Annotated in this window: 11 protein-coding genes; 3 read left to right on the top strand and 8 right to left on the bottom strand. The window is 69.4% G+C overall.

Annotated features, from left to right (window positions below):
• Positions 1 to 205: 205 nt before the first annotated feature.
• Positions 206 to 1,303 (bottom strand): RNA polymerase-binding protein DksA, encoded by a 1,098-nt coding sequence (gene dksA / locus ARC20_RS13675; protein WP_057648053.1) that lies wholly within the window; start codon positions 1,301 to 1,303, stop codon positions 206 to 208.
• A gap of 99 nt (positions 1,304 to 1,402) precedes the next feature.
• Here dksA and yidD point away from each other — a divergent pair, with 99 nt between their 5' ends.
• The 3 genes from yidD to ARC20_RS13660 are packed head-to-tail and all read left to right on the top strand — an operon-like array spanning position 1,403 to position 3,845.
• Complete coding sequence (gene yidD, locus ARC20_RS13670; RefSeq protein WP_425478519.1) at positions 1,403 to 1,669, top strand: membrane protein insertion efficiency factor YidD; 267 nt, start codon at positions 1,403 to 1,405, stop codon at positions 1,667 to 1,669.
• Positions 1,666 to 3,000 (top strand): dihydroorotase, encoded by a 1,335-nt coding sequence (locus ARC20_RS13665; protein WP_057648051.1) that lies wholly within the window; start codon positions 1,666 to 1,668, stop codon positions 2,998 to 3,000. Before yidD ends, ARC20_RS13665 begins: the two co-directional genes overlap by 4 nt.
• Positions 3,000 to 3,845, top strand: coding sequence for a M23 family metallopeptidase (locus tag ARC20_RS13660; protein WP_057648048.1), 846 nt, complete (start codon positions 3,000 to 3,002; stop codon positions 3,843 to 3,845). Before ARC20_RS13665 ends, ARC20_RS13660 begins: the two co-directional genes overlap by 1 nt.
• A 12-nt stretch (positions 3,846 to 3,857) precedes the next feature.
• On the opposite strand, the gene ARC20_RS13655 is transcribed toward ARC20_RS13660, so the two are convergent.
• The 7 genes from ARC20_RS13655 to efp form a co-directional block, all read right to left on the bottom strand.
• Positions 3,858 to 4,361 carry a pyridoxamine 5'-phosphate oxidase family protein gene (locus ARC20_RS13655; protein ID WP_425478518.1) on the bottom strand — a complete coding sequence of 168 codons (504 nt, stop codon included), beginning with the start codon at positions 4,359 to 4,361 and terminating at the stop codon, positions 3,858 to 3,860.
• A gap of 88 nt (positions 4,362 to 4,449) precedes the next feature.
• Positions 4,450 to 5,139, bottom strand: coding sequence for an isoprenoid biosynthesis enzyme family protein (locus tag ARC20_RS13650; RefSeq protein ID WP_057648045.1), 690 nt, complete (start codon positions 5,137 to 5,139; stop codon positions 4,450 to 4,452).
• A 47-nt stretch (positions 5,140 to 5,186) separates the two neighbouring features.
• Entirely contained in the window at positions 5,187 to 5,876 is a 690-nt protein-coding gene (locus tag ARC20_RS13645; protein ID WP_057648044.1) for a phosphoglycolate phosphatase, read from the bottom strand.
• Positions 5,869 to 6,603, bottom strand: a complete 735-nt coding sequence (gene ubiG / locus ARC20_RS13640) for a bifunctional 2-polyprenyl-6-hydroxyphenol methylase/3-demethylubiquinol 3-O-methyltransferase UbiG (RefSeq protein WP_057648042.1) — start codon at positions 6,601 to 6,603, stop codon at positions 5,869 to 5,871. The genes ARC20_RS13645 and ubiG overlap by 8 nt, the downstream gene beginning before the upstream one ends.
• Before the next feature lie 28 nt (positions 6,604 to 6,631).
• The gene (locus tag ARC20_RS13635) at positions 6,632 to 7,972 is read right to left on the bottom strand and encodes a TRZ/ATZ family hydrolase (RefSeq protein ID WP_057648040.1); all 1,341 of its coding nucleotides are present in this window, start codon (positions 7,970 to 7,972) and stop codon (positions 6,632 to 6,634) included.
• 49 nt (positions 7,973 to 8,021) lie between these two features.
• Positions 8,022 to 8,690 (bottom strand): TMEM175 family protein, encoded by a 669-nt coding sequence (locus ARC20_RS13630; protein ID WP_057648038.1) that lies wholly within the window; start codon positions 8,688 to 8,690, stop codon positions 8,022 to 8,024.
• Between the two features lie 4 nt (positions 8,691 to 8,694).
• Positions 8,695 to 9,261, bottom strand: a complete 567-nt coding sequence (gene efp / locus ARC20_RS13625) for an elongation factor P (RefSeq protein ID WP_057648037.1) — start codon at positions 9,259 to 9,261, stop codon at positions 8,695 to 8,697.
• Positions 9,262 to 9,305: the final 44 nt, after the last annotated feature.

Raw genomic sequence — 9,305 nt, 5'->3', positions numbered from 1 at the left:
GGCGACCGGGGGCGGGCCCTTTCCGGGACACGCCGTGAACCCATCCCTGGGGGCTCGTCGGCGACATCCATGTCGCCAACGGTCCCGGAAAGGGCCCGGCCACCCCGCAGGCGACGAAGACCCTCCCACCATCAAGCGCGTCTTGTTCCCTGAAACAAAAAACCCGCCTTTCGGCGGGTCCTTTTTTTTGCATGGCTGGTTGACGTTAGTCGCCCTGCTGCTTCTGCATGTGTTCCCAGCGCTCCTGCGCGTCGATCGTGCGCTCGGCGGTGAGGCGCGCTTCCAGGCGCTCCAGGCCGATCTCCTCGCCCGTGTCCACGCAGTAACCGTAGTCACCGGCTTCCAGGCGCTTGAGGGTGCTGTCGATCTTGCCGATCAGCTTGCGGTAACGGTCGCGGGTACGCAGTTCCAGCGAGTTCTCCGTTTCGCGGGTCGCACGCTCGGCTTCGTCGCCGATGTCACGCACTTCCTCGCGCAGGTTCTCGATGGTCTGCTTGGATTCTTCGACCAGGTCGTTGCGCCACTGCTGCAGGCGCTGGCGGAAGTATTCCTGCTGCAACGGGCTCATGTACTCCTCGTCCGCGGCGGGCTTGTAGCCCTTCGGCAGGACGGGACGGCCAGTCACTTCGTCGGTGGTGTATTCCACGACCTTGAACTTGGTGCGCGGCGACGGGCTCGGCGCCCGCGACACGACGGCGACGGCGACCTTGCCCGTCGGGCGGACAGCGGCCGGCTTGGCCTGGGATTCGGTCTTGGTGGGGGTCTTCGCTGAAGATTTCGAAACAGGCACGGGATTCTTGGATTGCGGGGTCGGCGTCGCGGCTGCCGGCTTGGCCGGGACCGCCTTGGGGGCGGGCGCGGCAGCAGGCTGCGGAGCGGGTTTGACCGGAACAGTCTTGGCCGGAGCCGGCTTGGCAGCCGTCTTCGGTGCGGGCTTGGGCGCCGGCTTGGCAGCCGCCTTGGCAACCACCGGCTTGGGCGCCGGCTTCGCGGCGGCGGCCTTGGCCGGTGCCTTGGCCGCCTGCTTCGCCACCGGCTTCGGGGCGGGCTTGGCAGCCGTCTTCTTCACGGGCGTCTTGACCGCCGCCGCCTTCTTGGCGACCACGGCCTTCTTGACGGGAGCAGCCTTCTTCGCGGCGGCCTTCTTGGCCACCGGTTGCTTGGCGACCGGCTTCTTCGCCGCGGTCTTCGCAGCCTTGGCGACCGGTTTGGCAGCGGTCTTGGCCGCCGCCTTCTTCACAACAGGCTTGGCGGTTTTCTTGGCGGCCTTGACGGCCTTCTTTGCAGGTTTTTTAGCAGCCACGAAACGCTCTTCCTTGGTTCCCCCGGGGCCCGGGAAAGCGGGCCTTTATAACGTACACCATCGGGAGGGGCAACATCGCATTAAGGCCGTTGGCATATGATGAACGCCGTGATCGCCCGCCTGCTCATCGCCCTGCTGCGCTTCTACAAGCGCTTCGTCAGTCCGCTGCTCGGACCGCGCTGCCGCTTCGCGCCCAGCTGTTCGGAATACGCCATGACTGCCCTCGCCCGCCACGGCGCGCTGCGCGGCAGTTGGCTGGCCGCGCGCCGCGTGGGCCGCTGCCATCCCTTCCATCCCGGCGGCTTCGACCCGGTTCCCGAGGCCGAGGCCCACTCTTCTTGCCGCTGCACAGGAAAAACGCCATGACCCGCACCCTGATCGTCAACGCCCGCCTGGTCAACGAAGGCCGCCAGTTCGATGCCGACCTGCGCATCGGCGAGGATGGCCGCATCGCCGAGATCGGCGCGCAGCTCGCCGCCGCGCCCGGCGAAACGGTGGTCGACGCCGCCGGCCGCTGGCTGCTGCCCGGCATGATCGATGACCAGGTGCACTTCCGCGAGCCGGGCCTGACCCACAAGGGCGACGTGGCGACCGAATCCGCCGCCGCCGTCGCCGGCGGGCTGACCAGCTTCATGGACATGCCCAACACCAACCCGCCCACGCTCAACGCCGCCGCGCTGCAGGCCAAGTACGACATGGCCGCCGGCCGCGCGTGGGGCAACTACGGCTTCTACCTGGGCGCCAGCAACGACAATCTGGCCGACATCCAGCAGCTGGACCCGAAGACCGCGCCGGGCATCAAGGTGTTCATGGGCGCCTCCACCGGCAACATGCTGGTGGACAACCCGGAAACGCTGGACGCGATCTTCCGCGACGCGCCCACGCCGATCATCACCCACTGCGAGGACACGCCGACCATCGACGCCACCATGAAGGCGTACGTGGAGAAGTACGGCGACAACCTCACCGCCTCGATGCACCCGGACATCCGCTCGCGCGAGGCCTGCCTGAAGTCCTCGCAACTGGCGGTGTCGCTGGCCAGGAAGCACGGTACCCGCCTGCACGTGCTGCACATCTCCACCGCCGACGAGCTGGCGCTGTTCACCCCGGGCCCGATCGAAGGCAAGCGCATCACCGCCGAGACCTGCATCCACTTCCTGCGCTTCGACCGCGCCGATTACGAGCGCCTCGGCAACCTGATCAAGTGCAACCCGTCGATCAAGGACGCCAGCGATCGCGAGGCGCTGATCCGCGCCCTGGCCGAGGACGTCATCGACGTGCTCGCCACCGACCACGCCCCGCATACCTGGGAAGAGAAGCAGAAGCCCTACGCGCAGGCGCCGTCCGGCCTGCCGCTGGTGCAGTACGCGCTGGTCGCCGCGCTGGAGCTGGTGCACGAGGGCCGCCTGCCGATCGAGAAGATCGTGCACAAGTTCGCGCACGCGCCGGCGCTGCTGTTCAACGTGGCCGAGCGCGGCTTCCTGCGCGAGGGCTACTGGGCCGACCTGGTGCTGGTGGACGACACGCCGTTCACCGTGAAGCGCGAGGACGTGCTGTCCAAGTGCGGCTGGTCGCCGTTCGAGGGCACCACGTTCCGCTCGAAGATCGGCTCGACCTGGGTCAACGGCCAGCAGGTGTGGGACGGCACGAAGCTGGTCGGCACCCCGCAGGGCCAGCGCCTGCGGTTCGACCGCTGATGCCGGTGGCGTCGCGTTTCGCCGGCTGGCTGCTGCTGGCCGGGCTCGCGCTGCCCGGCATGGCCGCAGCGCAGGCCGCCGACACCCGCGTGGTGTTTCCCGCCAGTGCGTCGCAAGGCGCGCTGGTGATCGGCAAGGTGCCGCCCGGCAGCACGGTGGAATATGGCGGCCGGCAGCTGCGCGTCAGTGATTACGGCAGCGTGGTGTTCGGCATCGGCCGCGACGAGAAAGGCCCGCTGACCGTGCAGGTGACGCCGCCCGGCGGCACGCGCACGCCCACCGCGATCACGGTGACGCCGCGCGACTGGCCGACCGAGCAGGTCAATGGCGTGCCGCCGAAGACGGTGAACCCGCCGCCGGAGATCGCCGCGCGTATCCAGCGCGAGCAGGCGCAGGTGACCGCCGCCCGAGCGCGCGACGATGCGCGGCCGGATTTCGCCCAGGCCTTCATCTGGCCGGTGCAGGGTCGCATCAGCGGGCGCTTCGGCAATGCGCGCGTGTACAACGGGCAGCCCGGCGCGGGGCATTCGGGCATGGATATCGCGGTGCCGACCGGCACGCCGGTAAAGGCACCGGCGGCGGGCGTCATCACGTTCGCCGCGCCGGATCTCTACCTCACTGGCGGCACGGTGCTGCTCGACCATGGATTCGGCGTGAGTTCGAACTTCCTGCACCTGTCGCGGATCGACGTGAAGGTCGGTGACCGCGTGCAGCAGGGCCAGGTGATTGGCGCGGTCGGCGCGACCGGCCGCGCGACCGGGCCGCACCTGCATTGGGGCATGAACTGGTTCGACGTGCGGATCGACCCGCTGCTGGTGCTGGAGCGGAGCAAGGCTGCGCCGTAAGGCGCCGCGCGATCAAAGCGGCACTTCACCCACCTTGTCGGCGTAATCCTTCTTCGGGTCCACGCCCAGCAGCAGCTTCACGCCCGCCAGCAGGTTGTTCTCGTTGAGCCACACCTGCGCATGCGCGGGGTCCAGGCGCAGCAGCACCAGCTTCGGGTCATCCTTGCCGCCTTCGTACCAGGCGGCGATGAAGGGATTCCACAGGCGTTCCACCACCGCGCGGTCGGTCTGCTCGCGCAGCGTGCCGGCGATGCTCGCGAACACCTCGTGCCCCTTGCCCACCAGCTGCGCGTTCGCGGCGGCCATGCCGCCGCCCAGTGCGTTGAGCAAGCCGTTGTCGCGCGCGGTGAAGAACCAGATCGGACCGCCTTCGTCGCCTTCGATCATCGCGGTCATCGGCTGTGCGTGGCCGTCCTCGGCGGCGGCCAGACCCAGCATGACCGTGCGGTCGGATTTGAGGGTCTTCCAGAAACGCTTTTCCAGTTCCTGCTGATCGGCCATCGTGCTCGCTCCCATCACCACGCGGCGCGCGGTGTCGGGGTCGAGTGTCAGTGTTGGCCGGCAAGCCGGCGTGATCAGATGCGCCGCGTGCTTGACCGCGCCGTCACGCGCCGCCGCTGGCCGCGCGCCACGCGTGCCACAGCTGCTGCAGCGGCGGCGCCCAGGCCGCCTGCCCTGCCTGCTCACGCTGCAAGCGCAGCCGCGCCAGTCGCGACCAGATCCGATGCGGCTGTGCCAGCGCGGCCTTGCCCGGCCACTGCGCCAGCAATTGCGCACGCCAGGCCGGCAGTTCGACACCCGCCGGCAACGCCGCCGCGCCGGCCACGGCCATCCGCGTCGACAGCCACTGCACCGCGAGCGCGCGCGCATCGGCCGGGCGCGCGCGTCCGAACAGCGCCGCCTCCACCGCCACCACCGCCTCGGCGAACGGCTGCAGCACCGCCAGCGCGGCATCCATCGACAACGGCTGGCCACGGGATTCCTGCATCGCCGGCAACGCCTCGGCCAGCTGCGCCCACGGCGCGGTCACCGGCTCCAGCACGCGCCCCAGCGGGTGCCGCGAACGCCGCCCGCTCCAGTCGCGCAGCTCCTGTTGCCACCACGCCAGCTTGGCGTCGGCCGGCAGCGGGTCGCCGCTGATGTTCATGATGTCCTCGAACTCCTGCAGCAGCGCGAACCATGCCAGCGTCGTGCGCTGCAGGTCGGCCGGCACGAAGCGCCCGGCCACTTCCCATTCGGGCCAGCGGTCGCGCCATTTGTCGAGGAAACTGTCGAGGGCGCTGGTCGTGCTCATGCGCAAATCCAAGGGAACGGGGCCCGCAGGCGCGGGCCGAAAGGAATTCAGGCCGCCGGCGTGGCCGGCCAGGCTTCGGGGGCGCACAGGGCGAACGGCTGTTCGATCATGCGGTCCGCCTGCCAGGACAGCGGATCGTCCTCGTCCAGCCGGTAGCCCCACAACGCCGCCACCGAAGGCATGCCCGCCGCACGCGCGGCGAGGATATCGCGCTCGTCATCGCCCACGTAAACGGTATCGCCCACCGCCACGCCCATGCGCTCGCAGGCCACCTGCAGCGGCAGGGGGTGCGGCTTGCGCTCGGGCAGGCTGTCGCCGCCGATCAGCACCGCGCAACGCGCTTCCCAGTCCAGCTGCGGCAGGATCAGCCGCGCCAGGTATTCGGGCTTGTTGGTGACGATGCCCCAGCGCGTACCCGCATCTTCCAGGGTGCGCAGCATCGCCTCCACGCCGTCGAACAGCACGGCATGGCGGCCGATCAGCGCTTCGTAGCGCTGCAGGAACTCCGGCACGTGGGTGTCGCGCTCGGCCGCATCCCACTGCGGGAAGGCGACGCCGAGCATGGCGCGCGCGCCCTTGGACACGACCGGGCGCAGCTGCGCGAGCGCCAGCGGCAACAGGCCGCGCGCGGCGCGCATGTCATTGGCGGTGGCGAGCATGTCCGGCGCGCTGTCCAGCAGCGTGCCATCGAGGTCGAACAGGACCGCGCGCGGGAATCCGCCGGCGGCCTCAGGCATCGGTGGACACCGGCTTGCTCGCCCAGGCCAGGTAGTTGATGTCGGTGCGCGGGCTCAGGCGGGCGCTGCCGCGCCACGGCTCGTAGGCCAGGCCGCTGACGTCCTCGATCTGCAGCCTGGACTGGCGCAACCACGCCGCCAGCTCCGAGGGCTTGATGAAGTCCTGGTAGTGGTGCGTGCCGCGCGGCAGCAGGCGCGCGATGTACTCGGCGCCGACGATCGCCACCGCGAACGCGGCCGGGGTGCGGTTGAGCGTGGACAGGAACAGCTTGCCGCCCGGCTTGAGCAGGGTGGCGCAGGCATCGAGGATCGCGCCGGGGCGCGGCACGTGCTCCAGCATTTCCATGCAGGTGATGGCATCGAAGCTGCCCGGCGCCTCGGCGGCGAGGTCTTCCACCGACTGCACGCGGTAATCCACGTCCAGCCCGGATTCGAGCTTGTGCAGGCGCGCGACCTTGACCAGTTCAGGCGCCAGGTCGATGGCGGTGACCTGCGCGCCCTGCCGGGCCAGCGCCTCGCTGAGCAGGCCGCCGCCGCAGCCGACATCGAGCACGCGCGCGCCGGCCAGCGGCATGCGCGCGGCCACGTATTCCAGCCGCACCGGGTTGAGCGCGTGCAGCGGCTTCTGTGGGCCATCGGCGTCCCACCAGCGGTTGGCGAGCGCGGCGAACTTGTCCAGTTCGGCCTGGTGGAAGTTGTCGGAGGTGTTTTCGCGCGTGGTGTTCATCGGGTACTCCCTGCGTCCTGGAGGGCGCTCAGGCGGGATGGTGGTGGCGGATGCGGTCGCGCCACTGACGGGCGTTGGCGACCAGCGCGTCCGGGTCCATGTCGACCAGCACGCGGCCGCGCAGCTTGGGCTTGCCGGCGATCCACACGTCGCTGACCTGGTGGCGGCCGGTGGCGTAGATCAGCTGCGACAACACGTGGTGCAGCGGCTGGGTTTCCAGCGCGGACAGGTCCACCAGCACCAGGTCGGCCTGCTTGCCGGCCTCGATCGAGCCGATGCGCTCGCCGAAGCCCAGCGCGCGCGCGCCGCCCAGCGTGGCCGCGCGCAGCGTGGTGGCCGCGTCCAGCGCGGTGGCGTCGTTGGCGACGGCCTTGGCGAGGATGGCCGCGGTGCGGTTCTCGCTGAACATGTCCAGGTCGTTGTTGCTGGCGCAGCCGTCGGTGCCGATGGCCAGGTTCACGCCGGCACGCGCCAGCGCGCAGGCCGGGCAGAAGCCGGAGGCGAGCTTGAGGTTGGACTCCGGGCAATGCACCACGCTCACGCCGCGCTCGGCGCACAGGTGGATCTCGCCCTCGGTGAGCTGGGTCATGTGCACGGCGATCAGGCGGTCGTTGACCAGGCCCAGGCGGTCCAGCCGCGCCAGCGGGCGCTGGCCGTACTGGGTGAGCGAGTCGGCGATTTCCTGCGCGGTTTCGTGCGTGTGCAGATGCACCGGCACGTCGAGCTGGTCGGCCAGCATGCGCACGCGCTCGAAATTGGCGTCGCTCACCGTGTACGGCGCATGCGGCGCGAAGGCGGTGGAGACGAGCGGATCGTCGCGCCACTGGTCGTGCAATTCGCCGGCGCGGTCGAAGTACTCGTCGTCGCTCCTGGCCCAGGCGGTCGGGAAATCGATCACCGGCGCGCCGACCAGCGCGCGGAAGCCGTACTTCTTGTAGACGGCGGCCTGCGCATCGGGAAAGAAGTAGTTTTCGTTGGCGCAGGTGGTGCCACCGCGCAGCATCTCGGCGATCGCCAGCGTGGTGCCGTCGGCGACGAATTCCGGGCCGATCACCGCCGCTTCCACCGGCCAGATGTGCTGCTGCAGCCACACCATCAGCGGCAGGTCGTCGGCGACGCCGCGCAGCAGCGTCATCGGGTTGTGGGTATGGGCGTTGACCAGGCCGGGGATCAGCGCGGCCTCGGGGCGGCTGACGGTCTCGCGCGGGGCGAAGCGCGCGCGCGCCTCGGCCTGCGGCAGCACGGCGACGATGACGCCATCGCGCACGGCCACGGCATGGTCTTCCAGCACGACCGCATGCGGTTCGACGGGTACGACGAAGCCTGCCTCGATGAGCAGGTCGCAGGTTTCAGGGACGGACGGGGTCACGGGGGATCGACTCCGGGAACATCAAAGGGGAACGACGACCCGCAGCGGGTCACGCGGCCTCCGGCGCGCTACGCTGCACCCAGCGCTTGGCGATGGCCAGGCACGGGAAGATCATCACGAACATCAGGCCACCGGCCCACACCGGGATCACCGAGGCGGCGGGAATGGCCACGGCGAACAGCATCAGCGGGATCATGCCGCGCCAGAACAGCCAGCGCGTGGCGACCACGCCGATGCGTTCGTGCAGCTTCTCCTGGCGGATCACCATCTGCCGGGTGATCACCGCGAACAGCGAGATGCCGGCCAGCACGAAGGCGTAGAACGCCAGCCGGCCGGGGCTCTGGCTGGAGAAATAGACCGAGTACTCGCGCGTGGCCAGCGGCATCAGCGCCACGAACATCAGCTGCAGCAGCGTGGACCACACCAGCCCGCCGCTGACCCGGCGCACGTGGCGCCAGGTCTGCATGTGGCCGACCCAGAACAGGCCGGTCACCAGGAAGCTGATGAAGTAGGCGATGAAGTGCGAGGTGACCTCGCCCGCGGCGGCGGCGGCGCCGAGGTGCTCGACCATCTCGTGGTCGGGCAGCTTCAGCTCGATCGCCAGCAGCGTGATCGCGATGGCGAACACCGCGTCGCTGAAGAAGACGACCCGGTCGTGCGGAAAGCGGTCCTTGAGGTCCGCTTCGTGTTCTTCCTTGACCACGCCCAGGTCCTTCATGGGCTTACTTCACGCGCGAGACGTATTCGCCGGAACGGGTGTCCACGCGGATCACCTCTTCCTGGCCGACGAACAGCGGCACGCGCACCACCGCGCCGGTTTCCAGCGTGGCCGGCTTGCCGCCGCCGCCGGAGGTATCACCGCGCACGCCCGGGTCGGTCTCGGTGATCTTCAGCTCGACGAAGTTCGGCGGCTGCACGGCGATCGGGGTGCCATTCCACAGGGTGACCACGCACTGCTCTTCGCCCTTGAGCCACTTCTCCGCGCCGCCCATGCCGCTCTTGTCGGCCTGGACCTGCTCGAAGCTTTCCGGCTGCATGAAGTGCCAGTACTCGCCGTCGCTGTAGAGGTACTGCATGTCGGTATCGAGGACGTCGGCCGCTTCCATCGAGTCGGTCGACTTCATGGTCACTTCCTGCACGCGGCCGGACTTGATCAGGCGGTACTTGACGCGGGTGAAGGCCTGGCCCTTGCCCGGCTTGACGTACTCGGTGTCGGTGATGACCGCCGGTTCGGCATTGACCAGGATCTTCATGCCGTTCTTGACGTCGTTCATGCCATAGCTGGCCATAGTGCAACTCCTCGGATAAGGCAAAACCGCCGCGCTGGCGCGGC

Source organism: Stenotrophomonas panacihumi, assembly GCF_001431645.1.
Classification (GTDB): Bacteria; Pseudomonadota; Gammaproteobacteria; order Xanthomonadales; family Xanthomonadaceae; genus Stenotrophomonas_A; species Stenotrophomonas_A panacihumi.
The sequence above is the reverse complement of the archived record's forward strand: the minus strand, read 5'-3'. Positions and strand labels throughout refer to the sequence as shown.

Coding starts and splice junctions, on each gene's coding strand:
- yidD (WP_425478519.1), top strand. CDS start 1,403: ATGAACGCCGTGATCGCCCGCCTGCTCATCGCCCTGCTGCGCTTCTAC.
- ARC20_RS13665 (WP_057648051.1), top strand. CDS start 1,666: ATGACCCGCACCCTGATCGTCAACGCCCGCCTGGTCAACGAAGGCCGC.
- ARC20_RS13660 (WP_057648048.1), top strand. CDS start 3,000: ATGCCGGTGGCGTCGCGTTTCGCCGGCTGGCTGCTGCTGGCCGGGCTC.
- ARC20_RS13655 (WP_425478518.1), bottom strand. CDS start 4,361: ATGGGAGCGAGCACGATGGCCGATCAGCAGGAACTGGAAAAGCGTTTC.
- ARC20_RS13650 (WP_057648045.1), bottom strand. CDS start 5,139: ATGAGCACGACCAGCGCCCTCGACAGTTTCCTCGACAAATGGCGCGAC.
- ARC20_RS13645 (WP_057648044.1), bottom strand. CDS start 5,876: ATGCCTGAGGCCGCCGGCGGATTCCCGCGCGCGGTCCTGTTCGACCTC.
- ubiG (WP_057648042.1), bottom strand. CDS start 6,603: ATGAACACCACGCGCGAAAACACCTCCGACAACTTCCACCAGGCCGAA.
- ARC20_RS13630 (WP_057648038.1), bottom strand. CDS start 8,690: ATGAAGGACCTGGGCGTGGTCAAGGAAGAACACGAAGCGGACCTCAAG.
- efp (WP_057648037.1), bottom strand. CDS start 9,261: ATGGCCAGCTATGGCATGAACGACGTCAAGAACGGCATGAAGATCCTG.